Origin of the sequence: Aneurinibacillus migulanus (assembly GCF_001274715.1) — a bacterium.
Lineage (GTDB): Bacteria > Bacillota > Bacilli > Aneurinibacillales > Aneurinibacillaceae > Aneurinibacillus > Aneurinibacillus migulanus.
In genome coordinates this window covers 1,335,100-1,349,352 of record NZ_LGUG01000004.1, presented here as the reverse complement: position 1 = coordinate 1,349,352, position 14,253 = coordinate 1,335,100, and the positions used below count along the sequence as shown (strand labels likewise).

At 44.6% G+C, this 14,253-nt stretch carries 15 protein-coding genes and 1 pseudogene; 6 read left to right on the top strand and 10 right to left on the bottom strand.

Going from position 1 to position 14,253, the window contains the following annotated elements; genetic code table 11:
* The first annotated feature begins 130 nt into the window (after nucleotides 1-130).
* Nucleotides 131-1,546 carry a S8 family peptidase gene (locus AF333_RS08365; RefSeq protein ID WP_052812141.1) on the top strand — a complete coding sequence of 472 codons (1,416 nt, stop codon included), beginning with the start codon at nucleotides 131-133 and terminating at the stop codon, nucleotides 1,544-1,546.
* Between the two features lie 74 nt (nucleotides 1,547-1,620).
* Here the strand turns inward: AF333_RS08365 and AF333_RS08360 are convergent, their stop codons facing one another.
* On the bottom strand, nucleotides 1,621-2,124 hold the full coding sequence (locus tag AF333_RS08360; protein ID WP_043066693.1) for a DUF3907 family protein: 504 nt from the start codon (nucleotides 2,122-2,124) through the stop codon (nucleotides 1,621-1,623).
* 244 nt (nucleotides 2,125-2,368) lie between these two features.
* On the opposite strand from AF333_RS08360, the gene AF333_RS08355 reads away from it, so the two are divergent.
* The 3 genes from AF333_RS08355 (at nucleotide 2,369) to AF333_RS08345 (ending at nucleotide 4,709) form a co-directional block, all read left to right on the top strand.
* A complete protein-coding gene (locus tag AF333_RS08355; RefSeq protein WP_043066694.1) occupies nucleotides 2,369-2,797 on the top strand; it encodes a hypothetical protein in 429 nt (142 codons plus the stop codon).
* A 133-nt stretch (nucleotides 2,798-2,930) separates the two neighbouring features.
* On the top strand, nucleotides 2,931-4,277 hold the full coding sequence (gene brnQ / locus AF333_RS08350) for a branched-chain amino acid transport system II carrier protein (RefSeq protein WP_043066695.1): 1,347 nt from the start codon (nucleotides 2,931-2,933) through the stop codon (nucleotides 4,275-4,277).
* Between the two features lie 192 nt (nucleotides 4,278-4,469).
* On the top strand, nucleotides 4,470-4,709 hold the full coding sequence (locus tag AF333_RS08345; protein ID WP_043066696.1) for a hypothetical protein: 240 nt from the start codon (nucleotides 4,470-4,472) through the stop codon (nucleotides 4,707-4,709).
* A gap of 304 nt (nucleotides 4,710-5,013) precedes the next feature.
* Here AF333_RS08345 and AF333_RS08340 read toward each other — a convergent pair whose 3' ends face one another.
* The 6 genes from AF333_RS08340 to AF333_RS08315 form a co-directional block, all read right to left on the bottom strand.
* Complete coding sequence (locus AF333_RS08340; RefSeq protein ID WP_043066697.1) at nucleotides 5,014-5,490, bottom strand: FixH family protein; 477 nt, start codon at nucleotides 5,488-5,490, stop codon at nucleotides 5,014-5,016.
* Between the two features lie 222 nt (nucleotides 5,491-5,712).
* Nucleotides 5,713-6,138, bottom strand: a complete 426-nt coding sequence (locus AF333_RS08335; RefSeq protein WP_043066698.1) for a YugN family protein — start codon at nucleotides 6,136-6,138, stop codon at nucleotides 5,713-5,715.
* Nucleotides 6,139-6,371: 233 nt separating this feature from the next.
* The gene (locus AF333_RS08330; protein WP_235356664.1) at nucleotides 6,372-10,160 is read right to left on the bottom strand and encodes a dynamin family protein; all 3,789 of its coding nucleotides are present in this window, start codon (nucleotides 10,158-10,160) and stop codon (nucleotides 6,372-6,374) included.
* 101 nt (nucleotides 10,161-10,261) lie between these two features.
* Nucleotides 10,262-10,987: a polyphosphate kinase 2 family protein gene (locus tag AF333_RS08325; RefSeq protein WP_043066699.1), complete on the bottom strand. Its 726-nt coding sequence runs from the start codon at nucleotides 10,985-10,987 to the stop codon at nucleotides 10,262-10,264.
* A 138-nt stretch (nucleotides 10,988-11,125) separates the two neighbouring features.
* Entirely contained in the window at nucleotides 11,126-11,569 is a 444-nt protein-coding gene (locus AF333_RS08320) for a hypothetical protein (RefSeq protein WP_043066700.1), read from the bottom strand.
* A 15-nt stretch (nucleotides 11,570-11,584) separates the two neighbouring features.
* Nucleotides 11,585-11,830: a hypothetical protein gene (locus AF333_RS08315; RefSeq protein ID WP_043066701.1), complete on the bottom strand. Its 246-nt coding sequence runs from the start codon at nucleotides 11,828-11,830 to the stop codon at nucleotides 11,585-11,587.
* Between the two features lie 129 nt (nucleotides 11,831-11,959).
* Between AF333_RS08315 and AF333_RS08310 the strand changes: the two genes are divergently transcribed.
* Nucleotides 11,960-12,169, top strand: a complete 210-nt coding sequence (locus tag AF333_RS08310) for an alpha/beta-type small acid-soluble spore protein (RefSeq protein ID WP_021619227.1) — start codon at nucleotides 11,960-11,962, stop codon at nucleotides 12,167-12,169.
* Nucleotides 12,170-12,260: 91 nt separating this feature from the next.
* Here AF333_RS08310 and AF333_RS08305 read toward each other — a convergent pair whose 3' ends face one another.
* Nucleotides 12,261-12,569 (bottom strand): winged helix-turn-helix transcriptional regulator, encoded by a 309-nt coding sequence (locus tag AF333_RS08305; RefSeq protein ID WP_043066702.1) that lies wholly within the window; start codon nucleotides 12,567-12,569, stop codon nucleotides 12,261-12,263.
* A gap of 112 nt (nucleotides 12,570-12,681) precedes the next feature.
* Nucleotides 12,682-12,814 (bottom strand): annotated as a pseudogene (locus AF333_RS34880) (methyl-accepting chemotaxis protein); the annotation flags it as partial.
* A gap of 226 nt (nucleotides 12,815-13,040) precedes the next feature.
* Between AF333_RS34880 and AF333_RS36730 the strand changes: the two are divergent.
* On the top strand, nucleotides 13,041-13,175 hold the full coding sequence (locus AF333_RS36730; RefSeq protein WP_255322200.1) for a hypothetical protein: 135 nt from the start codon (nucleotides 13,041-13,043) through the stop codon (nucleotides 13,173-13,175).
* A gap of 246 nt (nucleotides 13,176-13,421) precedes the next feature.
* On the opposite strand, the gene AF333_RS08300 is transcribed toward AF333_RS36730, so the two are convergent.
* Complete coding sequence (locus AF333_RS08300) at nucleotides 13,422-14,153, bottom strand: class I SAM-dependent methyltransferase (protein WP_043066703.1); 732 nt, start codon at nucleotides 14,151-14,153, stop codon at nucleotides 13,422-13,424.
* Nucleotides 14,154-14,253: the final 100 nt, after the last annotated feature.

The following is a 14,253-nucleotide window of genomic DNA, read 5'->3' as shown; positions in this document are numbered from 1 at the left end:
TATGATTTTTTTACAATTAACTGTCTTATTTCATTGGTATGCTTCCCCTGTTAAAATTCACCGTTCATATAATCTCTCCTCTCGCTAAAACCTATGTACAACCGTGTAACTGCAATAAGGAGGAATAAGAATGGGACGCTTCGCCCGATATGGTATGGGAGGACTCGCGATTCTGGCGGCCGCGTATTTCTTACTGGCCCAGCCTGAACGCAGTGCGGCGCCACCCAAGCCTGCATCTCCACCTGTTGTGCAACAGGCAGAGAAGAAAAGTAAATTTTACCGCATCAACTACATTAGTGAAGTACAGGAGTCGCGGACACAGCTGCATAACAATGAAAATGTCATTACGATTCATCATAGTAGCAATCAGACCAGCCATTACATGAAACGTGAAGTAACGGTAAAGTTTAAGCGCCCCCCATCTCCCGCCGTTCTTAAGCAGACGCTTGCGTCGATTAATGGATGGCAAAAAGCGCAGCACGGAAATATATTTATTTTCAAATCGCGGACCATGTCAACGGATCAGCTCATCGCTTATTTCAGCAAACGGCCAGAGGTCCAATTCGCGGAACCAAACTATCTTCTCCTGCCAAATGCCGCACCAAACGATACACTCTACCCGCGATATCAATGGAATATGTCCGCCATCGATATGGAAAAGGCATGGGATATTACTAAGGGAAAAGAAGATGTCGTGATCGCCATTGTCGACACGGGCGTCGATCTCAATCACCCGGAATTCCAGGGTAAATTAGTGGATGGCTACAACGTGCTGAATGGTTCCAACCGTCCGCAGGATGACAACGGTCACGGCACTCATGTTGCCGGTATTATCGCAGCCAAAACGAACAACCAGCAGGGCGTCGCCGGTATCGCTTGGAATAATAAAATCATGCCAATCAAAGGCATTGGCAGCGACGGGAGCGGTTCCTCGTTCGATATCGCTAAAGGCATTATCTGGGCTGCAGACCACGGCGCTAGCGTAATCAACATGAGCGTCGGCAACTATCATCCATCAAACGTACTACATGATGCGATTAAATATGCATTCAATAAAAATGTTGTCATGGTTGCAGCCAGTGGAAACGATCATACATCCCAGCCCAGCTTTCCTGCCGCATACCCGGAGGTCATCAGCGTGGCGGCTGTAGATTGGCAAGGAAAACAGGCTGAGTTCTCTAATTTCGGCTCTCATATCGATGTCTCGGCACCAGGCGTGGATATTCCAAGTACCTATACACAAAACCATTACGCTTCATTATCAGGTACATCAATGGCCTGTCCGCATGTTGCAGGATTAGCTGGACTGATCCGTTCATTGAATCCATCCCTAAGCAACACCGAGGTAATGAAAATCATGCGTCAGGCTACCCGTGACGCCGGCAAGCCTGGCTGGGATCAAGATTACGGTTATGGCATTATGGATGTACCTCGTGCACTTAATTTGGCCGGAGTACAAATGCAGAATACAAACCAGGAACCGAATCTGGTCCCGAAGCAGAAAGGCGACGGACTTTTAGAACAACTGAAGGATTTGTTTAGGTAATTACAAGACATTACACGACACAAAAAATCCCCTGCTGACGATTGCAGCGGGGGATTGTATTGAAATAATTAATTTCAGCGTGTAGCACTCATGCGTTTCATCGTTACATAATCTGTCTCATAGTATTGCAATTCATCACGCAAATACTCAAAAACTTTCGATAATCCCAAAGTAAGCACTTTCAAATTAGGAGCTACTTCCTTATGGAAGATAATCGCATCACGTCCAGTGTATGAATTACGTCCATCTTCTTCATATACTTCTCCCTTTGGGTAGAAGAACATATTCACACAAGTATGATACACCGTATAGAGGGCCTCTTCTGCGAATTCTTTGTTAAAGCGGGCGCGTCGTAAGCAAATGCCCAGCTTCTCATATGCGTTTTCACAATTGACGAGGAGGTGACGAAAATCGGATAAGTAGTCGCGATAATATGGCTCATACTGTTCAGGATCCGGAGAGGTTTGTACGAGTGCATTCAGTGTTGTAGTGTTTAAGAATTTTTCAAGTTCCATACACACTTTCTTCAGCCTGTTATAGGACTCCTCACAGATTTCTTTCAACTGTGTCTCTGGCATAAGATACCCTCCAACCTTTAAGATTTCTCTTCCCTATTACGGTAATTGTAACAAATTTGTTACAACGAACCTAGCATTATTTCATTCGTGCGACAAAGTTTAAAAATTCATAATTGTTTACATTTTTCTTTTTTTCGTTTGTTACCTTTGCGACCGGGACATACTACATAAATGACACATACTACTTCACCATCTTAAAAATAGTTCGATATAAAATCGCTTCATAATAAAGGAGTACTTGTTTATGTCTCTTATCCGCTTTATACACCTTACGCAAGAATTGCGTGAAATACTCCATGTTTCCAGCTTGCTGCATAAAAAAGGACAAATTTCTTCTCTATATTTTTCATTTGTTTCGCTGTCTGCATACCGACAGCATAATCAGACGACAGGTCTTGGTTTATTTGAATGGCGGCGCATCCATCAGGGATGTACCATCCAGCTACGTAGTGTAAGCATATGTGAGCAAAGGCGCGTCATACATTTCTACGATCAGGAAGAGAACATTTTCTTCTCTTTAGAAGAAACTCCCGCCTTTCTGCGACGAAAAGAACCTATCCTAATCGAAAACGAAGAAAAACTTGGTTTCCTTGAAATTATTACCAGTGAATACCGTCTATTATTAAGCTTCACCCTCTCTCAGTGGCCTTCTCTTATTTATCCAGATAAATAATATAATAAACTGTCAATTTTGAATTTAATCATTATACTTTATTTATAAATAAAATATGGTATGATAAATGAGGTGATTGACAGATACAAACAAAAATTCAGTCAATTCTTTCGCATAAGTATAAGGAGGCTGTATGAAGCAAGTTTTATCATTAAAAGAATTAATGGCTGTTGGATTGATGACATTTGCCCTCTTTCTTGGTGCAGGGAATATTATCTTTCCACCGACGCTTGGACACGATGCAGGACCTGCAATGTGGACAGCCATTGTCGGATTTCTCATTACTGGTGTAGGGCTCCCTTTGCTCGGTGTTGCAGCTGTAGCAAGTGCGGGCGGAAATGTACGGTTGATGGGCAATAGGGTAAACCCTATATTCTCTGTCATTTTCTCGGTATTAACCTACCTATCAATCGGTCCTTTGCTCGCTATCCCGCGGACGGGCGCCGTCGCATTCGAAATTGGGATTGCTCCGTTTCTTTCCCCGGATGCTAAAACATCGGCTGTCGTTTTGTTCTTATATAGTATCGTATTCTTTGCACTGACTTTCTGGCTTTGCATGAATCCTGGAAAGCTGGTCGATCGCTTCGGTAAGGTAATTACGCCTATTATGATCGTACTGTTAGCAACACTTCTTATTCGGGGAGCGATGTATCCGCTGTCTGGAGAATATGCACCGCCTACACTGGATAATCCATTCTCCAAAGGGTTTCTGGAAGGATATAATACGATGGATACGTTAGCTGCACTTGTATTCGGTATCGTCATTGCAAATACAGTACGTGAACGCGGCATAACCGAGAGAGGTGCACAAGCCAGAATCATCATCCAATCTGGCATTATTGCGGTCACATGCTTAGGACTCCTGTATGTTGGCCTGACTTATTTAGGAGCCACTAGTGGACATGTGGTTGGTCCGTATGAGAACGGTGGAGAGCTTATCACACTCATGGCTAAGCAATTGCTTGGTTCAGTAGGGCTTTTCCTACTATCTCTTGCCGTTACATTTGCTTGTCTGACTACATGCGTCGGCCTGATAACCAGCAGCGCGGAATTTTTCTCAAACTTAACCAACAATCGACTATCATATCGTCTAGTATTATCCGTGTTGATTTTGTTCAGCTTAATTATTATGAACTTTGGCCTTTCCACTATTCTCAAAATTTCCGTACCGCTGCTGGTCATGCTATACCCGGTTGCGATTGTGCTCATTATATTGACATTAACAAACAATCTATTCGGGGGACGCAAAGCAGTATATACGGGAGGCGTGATCGGTGCCGCCTGCATCTCCATTATTGATGGTCTGGCTGCGGCAGGCTTTACATTTCCTGCGTTTACAGAAACATTGCAACAGTTGCCTCTTATGGGCGAACTCATGGCGCAAGGACTCGGCTGGATTGTTCCAGCGCTTATCGGAATCATTATCGGTGGCATTATCTCTACAATTACGCCACCTTCTCGCCAAACCGTAACTGAATAGGTAGTATGTATATAGTAAAAGGACGGGCTTCCCGTCCTTTTTAATATATGAAAAAAACACGTATTGTTATTTTATTTCCCTTTACTTATAATAAGGCAAAAGATTCGGAAAGGGGGCCGGCAACACTTCACTCGTCGTACAATGGCTGACGGTTACCGGAAAATGAATTTTACATGAAAGGAGAATGACTCGATGAGCTTCGCCAATTGGGATGAGATCATTGAGACATGCGTAAGCTATTCAACAAATCTACATGCGTTTACGCCCCTGTCTCCTACCGAAAAACGCCAACTTGCGCAAGCGATAGAAACAACAGTGGATACTGAAGAATTCAAACGCTTGGACGGTCCAGACCTGCAAGATTCATGGACGAACAAACCTTATGACGATATGCCGGTCCGTAAATACATGTACAATTCCTCAAGAGCATAAGAAAAAATATACGCGCCAGCGTGTTCTCTTGTCTTTTTCTCATAAGTAAGTAAGGGACACGGCCGCTTTGTGGGGTCAAAGCCGGACCAGCAAAATATTTGGGCTTCTCAGTACAGGAGACTATAGGACAGCAATTGTCACACTCTTCGCGTCTACCCAAATGTTTTGCTGTCCAGCTTAGCCGAGGCAAGAAGCGACCGTATACGCTTCTATGCGGAAGACGAACCGATGCCTGTTTGAGGCAAAGTGTGGTGACGTTCCACTCTGGATGGTGCTGGATAATCAACACCCTTGAAAACCTATACTAAAAATCTGGATTTTGTATTGATCCGTCTTCATTCAACCCCGCTTTTTTCATTTCTTCCGGAAACATCATATCTCCTTCTGCCTTGAAATCAAACTGACGCGTCGTTTCTATTCCATCTGTCTTCACATTTACATACGCAATCCAATCGCCGCCCATAGGCAGTACAGCCTGTCCTTTATATATGCCGGGCGATTCCATTTTACCGCGAAAACCATTCTTGCCATGATCCATATCCGCCATTTCAAGGTGAACAATCACATCTGCATCACGTACCGGCTGTCCGTCTTTTTCTATCGTAACGCTATACTCCAACTTTTGGCCCGCTTCTACTCTTTCCGGCGCCTTAAAAGACACGTTCATGTCAGCCGTATTCTTTCCGCCATTTTGCTCTTCCTGTCCTTTTTCCGAACCGCAAGCAGCAAGCATAAGTATGACAACCAAAAATACAACGGACAATGTTAGATTTTTTTTCATGTTCTCCATCCTTCTTTTTTAATCGTTAAGGAAGTTCAACTCCTTTAAAGTGATAAAGGAATTAAACTTTTCTTCCACTTGTGCATAAAGAAAAACGCGCGTGGAACAGCGGGCGGAAAAAGGACGAGCGAAGGCGCCCGCAAGTTTTTCTTATCATGTTGTCGGCACAAGAAAAGCCTCCGCCGAAAACCGGCCGGAGACTTTTCTTATCCTTTACACGGGCTAAAATACAGGACGAACGCCACTACGCACTTCACAATCCACTGTACTGGCATCACGGACGTCAACATCGATGTTATCAAGCTTCAAGCGTTGTGCCACTTCTTTTAGGATTTCACGGGAGCGGTCTATGTACCGTTTCTCGATTTCTCTACTGAAGTCAAGTCCTTCAAGGTACTTCGCACCGGTAATCATGACGTCAGTCACTTGTACCGTACAATTGCTGCGTTCGATTTCACCGGATGTAGCCCGCGTAAAAATACGGAGGAACACAAAGTCTTCTAGTTTTGATGTTAACAACGGATAATCGTACGCGGCCCAATCGTATTCAAACATCTCACCACGGTTGAAACCGATACCATGCAGAACCGTGTCTACCAGATCGAAAGAGAATTCCTGTCCTATAAGATTCGTTTCGATAATTTTCATCCGATATTCACCCACCCTATTATTTTGCCCTGTATTACTTCCATTTATCCGGGTCCAACGGGCAGTAAGACCCTCACTTCAAGTGCACTACGTGGGGATAACTTCCCCTAGACCCCGATAAGTGCAACGAACCACCAGCGGGGGATAAAGAATCCCCTGCCGATGGAAGTTTTACTTTATTATAGTAAAAAAAACATAGGGTGACGAGAGATAATTTTTCTTATATTTTACATTTATTTGTCCATTGTAGCATTTAACATCTCCTCGACCTCTTGCTTGCGGACAATTAGACTTTCCACATCGATTTTCATGTCAAGTGCAGCAATAAGTCCAGCAAAATGCTCTTCCACTTCTGCCGTTGCCCTTTGACGAGCTGCTTCAATCTCTTGTTCAAATGCAGACACGTAATACGTACGCAGAATTTGCTCGCTCCCGGCCACATAAGCCTGTACTGGGACCTGATACTTATGTTCGAGCGATTCTTTCATCTTTTCTTTTCCACCCTGCTCGAAGAATTGCTTCGGATTTTTGAACAAACTAAGCGAGCTTTTCAGCTCATTGGTCGTTCCCTCAGGAAAAACAGCGGCAAAGTCCGGTGTATCGTATGTCGGCTGCTCCCAGTCCCGCAATTCGAAGTGTTCAACATGCATGCGTCCTGTTAGCTTCTCTACCAGCTTCATTCCCGCGCCTGCCATGAACTTCTCAATCCGAAGCGCGGTTGCCCGCATTTCCTGCGCCAGATCAAACGCCAGGAAACGTGAAAGTTCATCTAAGGAAAGTTGCAATGCTTTTTGCATATTGCGTCCGTCATTCTGAATCGATGTCGGATTGAATGAATAGAGGAACGCTTCACTGAAGCGAAGCATTACCCGCTGTTTAACATAGTAAACAAGCTCTTGAATTTCTTTCTCCACTGCCTGGATATCAGCTGCTGCATCCAACTCATGCACCGTCTGCAATGCACCTTCCCGCTGCTCTTTTGCTTCACGCAGCTTTTGCTCCCGCAGGTTGACATCCTGGCGCGCCGCAGCAATAAAATCGTCTATCGTCTTCAAAACCCGGCGCACTTCCGCGAACGCCTCGTTGAGCGCAATTTGTGTTAATTCTTCCAGCGTAAAAGAGATAAATTCTTCTTCAAAGCGCTGCAACCCAGAGAAACGCAGGGCTGCATCCGTTGAAGGAAGCGCCTCACCTTCGATAACCCCAAGCCGTTTGCGGAGAATACCTGCCGCTGATTCGCTCAGCTTGCCTCGCTCGCCCATTCTTGCCAGAAGCGCGGTCTGACTTGATACGGGATAAATACGCGGACGCACGATGCCACAGGTAGCAAGATTTTGTACAACATGATCTACGACGCCATCCAATTCTTCCTGCGAATGGGCAAGATCTGCAGCATTGACCAGGAAGAACATCTTATCCATAGCGAACGTGTCTTTAACACGTCCCAACTGGATAAGAAACTCCCGATCCGCATGTGAAAACGCATGATTATAATAAGTAACAAACAATACTGCATCTGCATTCTTAATATATTCAAACGCCACACCCGTATGGCGGGCATTAATTGAATCGGCTCCCGGTGTATCCACTAGAATAATACCCTGGCGGGTGAGCGGGCAATCGTAATACAGCTCGATCCACTCCACGAAGCATGCCTTGTACTCCTGAGCAACGAATTCCTGGAATTCCTGCAATCCGATGATGATATCCTGACCGAGCTGATGTTCAATATCCCCGTACCCTCTCTGCACAGCACGCAAGAAACTGTAGTGAGGCTTGGCTGTAGGATGGATATCACCCGCATCAAGCGTCGATGTTTTCTCAATCGCCTGTTCAATCGTATCTGCGTGAACATCGAATACTTCTAGTGAATGAAGAACATCATTCGTAACGTCCTGGTGCGTTTTCAAACGAACTCGGACACTAGCGTGCGGGTTGTGTTCATCCGGTGGTAAAATTTTATTAATTGCAGCAGTAGTCGGATTCGGTGATACCGGCAAAATTAAATCGCCCATCAGCGCATTGGCAAACGATGATTTTCCTGCGCTGAACGCACCGAATAGCGCAACAGTGAAGCGGTTTTTTTCCAATCGTTCAGCACGCTGCTCCATGGCCCTCGCAATGCCTGCGAGTCCAGGAATATCTTGAACGCGCTGCGAGGTTTGCCGCAGCATTCCCGCCGTTTCAAGCATGTGTGATTTGTAATCTTTTTTAATCGGTGAGGAATACGTTGCAGCTTCGTCTGCCGGTTTCTCTTCCTGTATGCCTGTTAAGTTAATCGGCTTCTGGGCTTTTGCTTTATTAGATGAAGCCGCTGGTGCAGCCACCCGTTCAGCCACCTGCTGCTCGTAAGCCGGAAGCGGCTTAGCCTGCTCTTCACCTGGAACACCTTGTACGACCATGCCAGAAAGGTACTCTTCGGCCTCTGCTTCCTGATTGTCCAATGCCAGAAGCCCGTCTTCCGCCTCTTTGAGAATGCGCACAGCATCCAATTCCTGTCGAATGTCCACCGCCTGCGTTTCCGCCTGCGCGCGCATGTTCCGCGAGGCATCCTCAATCATCTCCACAGCAGCACGGCGATACAGACTCTTCACGTTATTCGCGATATCTTTGGAATAATTCAAAATCGCTTCCCCGCCTGTCAGCGCGCCCGGCTTCACTTCATTTTCCAGTAATTCTTCAGAAAACGGCACGGCAAACTCCATGACCCGCTTTTGATATTCGCTGTCATCGTAGCCATACTTTTCCGGGAGCGTACGCAGAAGGCTTTTAATATGCCATTCAAGGTGTGCAGAGGCGTTCTCGGACAACTCAACGTACAAATCTTTTAATCGCTTCGCTTTCTCTTCTTTTGTTTTGCCTCCTGCAAACAAAAAGCCGACCTTGAAACCGGGCTGACGGCTCTCCAAAAACAATCGAGCCAATTCACGCGTAGAGAAAGGAATAAGCGGCGCATTATCCAGTATGTTTTGTAGCTCCTGCTTCCCTTCGTCTTCAAGCTTATCAGCCGGTTCAAACAAAGAAGCGAGACGGCGCTCAAGTACCGCATATTTCTCCTGCACATTCTCTTCCGTCTTCTGCTCTAACAAGCGCTCAAGCGGCTCACGCTGTGTCGCGTGTGCATCGTGTAAAAATCTGCGATGTTCACCAATCAAATACATGGCAGCCCGCATAATGCTTGGAATAATCAACGCTTCCTTCTCTTTGAACAATTGTCCAAGCTTTGCCAGCAACTCCGGCCATTCATTCTCTGGATGGTTTGCATCTTTTAAGGATGTAAAATAAATACCATCCGGTTCAATATCCCAATGACGGAAAGCATCAACTACGCTTGCACGATATTGGTCGAAGCTCAACTCGAAGTCCACGTGCTTATCAACCTGGTTAATGACCAAATATACCGGTACTCCTCGGTCTTTTAACGTCTTGGTAAATTGAAAGTTCACTTCAGACTGGACATGGTTATAGTCCATTACATATAAGACGGCGTCGGAGAGATGTAGTGACGACTCGGTTGATACTTTATGTGCATCATCAGTAGAATCAATGCCCGGTGTATCCATAATGCTTACCATTTCCCCGAGCAGATTGGACGGATGATATAACTCAATCGTTTCTACTTCATCTCCGTTTATTGCGTATTTCTTAAGCTCGCTTACATCATAATCCGCCGCAAAATCGACGGGCGCACCGTGTTTTAAAAAGATGCGGGCCGATTTTTTTCCTGTTTTAATGCTCACAACATTGGCACTTGTCGGAATCGGGCTTGACGGTAATACTTGATCGCCCATCAACGCATTAATCATGCTTGACTTTCCTGCAGAGAAATGACCGCAAAAAGCAACAGTAAATTCTTTCTTATATAACTTTTCGAGCAACTGCTCCGCTTTTTTAGCGTTTCTTTCATCTCCTGCGGCAGCAAAGCTTTCCTTGAGCTTTTCAACTCTATAATACAGCACTTCGGCGGGTACTTGGCCCCGCCCCTCCTGAGCCTGTGATAGGCGCTCTATCGTTTCAATCATTCCACTCACCGCTGTTTCCCTTATTTGTCCACACATAATTTGTGTACATTTTATGTCATTAATCTATCATCCCTGCACTATTCGCGCAACCGTTGCACCATTTATTTTTCAGTATGCAGGCGAGCTTCCATTGCTTTAACAATCGTTTTCAACACCATAACACGGGCATGCCATTTATAATTGCCCCCAACAATGTGCCAGGAAGCATGGGGTTTATCCGTTTTCTCCAGCATCTCATCCACCGCTTGCTCATACTCATCCCACTTCTCACGATTGCGCCAATCTTCCTCTGTTAATTTCCAATGCTTAAACGGATTGTTTTTTCGTTCCTCAAACCGTTCAAGCTGTTCCTGTTTAGATATATGTAGCCAGAATTTCACGATGAGCGCTCCGCCGTCGGCGAGTACTTTTTCAAACTCATTAATCTCACGGTATGCACGCTTCCATTCCTCTTCAGTCGCCAGCTTCTCTACTCGCTCCACCAGCACACGTCCATACCAGGAACGATCAAAAATACCGATTTGACCTTTGGCAGGCAGCTTGTTCCAGAAACGCCACAAATAATGGTATCTTGCCTCAATTACATTTGGCGCGCTGACAGCATGAACTTGGAATCCACGCGGGTCAATTTTCTCTGTAAAACGACGAATAGCGCCTCCCTTACCGGCCGCGTCCCAGCCTTCAAATACAACAATAAGTGGAATGCCTTTCTCGTGAAACTGCCGCTGCAAATGCAAAAGCTCCAGCTGATATTTTTTCAGCTCTTCTTTGTATTCTTTTTTTGTTTCAAACTTATGATTTACGTCCACTTCACTTAATTTGCCCATTTTTCTACTCTCCCCTTCTTCTTTTTCTTGTTAAGATTGTACGATATTAAAAGAAAATCCTGCTTGACAGCTTTCTTATCCATTAAGAAAAGCTCTTATCGGCATATGCAAATAAGAGCTTGGACATCTCGCTTGTACCTAAAACTCGCTGCTGCCCGTCTGATCTGCTTCCCATTCCAACGAGGCACGCTGCAGCGGAAAATGGAGATAATCAAGTGCGAACAGTACAAATGGCATTGTGCTGTTATGTTCTTTATGCAGCTTACTCAGTACTTCTTCGTTCAATTTCTCATCGAGGAACTGAACAATTGCCCGGTACGCTTCTTCTTCGTGATCACGAAACCATCGGAGCGTAGTTGGGCCGGACTGGGCCAGACCGTACTTATCGGCATACTCGCGAACATGCTGTGGTACATACGCATACGCATATTCATGAGCAGCTTCACTTAGCTCCTTTTTTTCCCGCTCTACCGGCAAACCTTCGGTTAGATAGCTATAATTTCCGCAATGGTAACACTTTACCTCATAGCGGTGATTTCCAGTCACCTGTTTTCCGCAATAAGGGCATGTAATCTGTTTCATCTAGCTCTCCTTTCTTCATCCCTGCTGTTTATCTCTTTTTACCAGAACTTTAATGGTAAGTGCAACAAGATAAGCCAGCAGCGAAAACCCAGCCCCAATCCATAAAATCATTTGCTCGTTTGTCGAATAATACGATACAAAAGCGAACATCGGCATTAGCACAACAGGTGCTGGCCATGCCCGCCTAGTAGCGAAGTAAGTGACTAGTGCCACAGCAAACGTTACAAGACCCCCAAAATATAATACCAGTTGTATAACCATCTGGCTCCTCCCCCACCGCTTCAAATCCCATAATTCACCATGTTTAAGATGATAAATGTTTTGTGACAATATACTTACAAGGATAGCTATCCTTGATAATACAAACTCTCGTAAGGAGATGAACAAACCATGGCTCAAAACCAACGCAACTCCAATACTAACAATCTGGTAGTGCCCGGTGCACAACAAGCGCTTGACCAAATGAAGTATGAAATCGCTTCCGAATTCGGCGTACAACTGGGACCGGATACGACTTCCCGCCAAAACGGTTCTGTAGGCGGCGAAATTACCAAGCGTTTGGTGCAAATGGCTGAGCAACAGCTTGGCGGCCGCTTCTAATCTCCCCTCTTACGTACACACATACATTAATATTCTTGGATGAAAAACAAGCCAGATCGTTCAGCGGTCTGGCTTTCGTCTATCTTTTCCCCTACATCCATGTCTCGCCCCACTGCTGAATGGATTCGATAACCCGCTCGAGATCCCGCCCTTTATCCGTAAGTTCATATTCAATGCGCACCGGCGTCTCCGGATATACTCTACGGTTTAAGATACCAGCTTCTTCGAATTCTTTAATTCGCTCTGTCAGCATTCTATCGCTCATTTCTGGAATTTGCGCTTTAATATCTTTGAATCGTCTTGGGCCACCCAACAGCACGCGAATAATTAATCCTGACCATTTCTTGCCCAGAAGCTCAATAGCAGACTCGTACTTGGGACACATTCTGCTGTAATCCACGACACACACCTCCATTTCCATTTTATCACGAATAAGTAACGATACAAATAAAAGGATTAATTTTTCTTCATGCTCACATAAATTTCACATATTTAGTAATTTGCTGTACCCCCTCTGACAGCTTTCTCATCTCACCGGCTACGACCCAACTCCCGCCCATGCTCGCCCGCTCGCCCCGCCTCAATCGCTGTATTCAATGCCAACAAGTGTATCTGACTAGCAATCCGATTGATTACGTCGACAATGATATCCTTTGTAGAGATTTCTCTTCTTTGTTTGCCATAAACCACATCATTTTGTTCCTCCTATTTTTCGTTCTTGCTTTTGAACATACAGGAGAGCTGCAAAGTTTGTAGTCATATTTATCCTAAAGGTTCTAATTTTTGACATTGTAATTACGATGTTAATGATTTATTATTAGCCATATCACAAATTCATAATTGCAAGAAAATTAATAGAGGAGTGATTGCGATGAACATTATGAACATAATTGGTGAAGGTTTACTTTATATCGTCGCTCTCCCAATTTTCGCGTTTCAATCTGTTGAAGCGCTACAAGCACTGGTCGAAATCAGTGGTGAAATTTCAAATTTAGGTAAATTTTAAAAAAACGAGGCTCTATGGCCTCGTTTTTAATTTTTATACCAGTCCGGCGAGCAGTACGCCTCCGATAAGCGCAACGAACCAGCAGGGAGGAGGAATCCTCCACTGATAGAAGTTTTATTTTATCGTTGTGCTTGGAAAGATGTGCTTCTTCTTCCTCAATCCCCCTTTTTTCTTTGAGCAATAATCCATAATGTTTGTACAAAAAAAGCCAATCCTTCTATTGAAAGGATCGGCACTATTCCGTCTTTATTTACGGCAATGACCATAAATAATCATTCGTTTACCTTCTTTAGAGTACGGACTGAAATCATAGTCACCATACACGCTTTCGACTTCCATACCAGCATGAGAAAGCATTGTCTTCATCTCTTCAAGGCTGTATAGCCGTACTTTTTCCCAAAACCGCCTTGTTTTTCCTTTTTCTGTGATATTAATTTCTTTCACTACAAAGCCGTCTTCAATTTTTCGGCGCTCGACGATGCTTTTGTCTTCAACTTCACGACTCGATTCCGGCACGAGGTGCTCTTCAATGTACAGCGGATTCAAATAGTCAATGACGAAATGCCCATCTGGACGGAGTGCCTGCGCCATTCTATGCAGTACCTTTTCATTTTCTGCATCTTCTGGGAAATAACCAAAACTAGTAAACAGGTTAAATAATATGTCGAATTCACTCTCAAATGGGATTTCACGCATATCATACCTGTAGTATGTAATGTTTTCATCTTTTGTTTTTTGGTGTGCTTGATCGAGCAAGTACTCAGATAAATCAAAGCCGACTACTTCGTAGCCATGTCGTGCCAATGCGCGTGTGTGTCTCCCGTCACCGCAACAGAAATCAAGTACCCGGCCTGTCTTCGGCAACGGTAGCTTTTGAAGCAGTCCGTCGATTTCTTTTCGTGCCGACTCTTCATCCCGATGCTGGTACAGTGTGGAATAATCCTCCTGAAATGACTTTACAAACCATGAAGCATCCATTCTTTTTCCCTCCGTTCCAAATACTCTAAGTATAACCCTGTCTTACTGTAAGTGTATATTTGCTAATGTGCTTTCTCAAGTAAGAAAAACTCACAGGCGT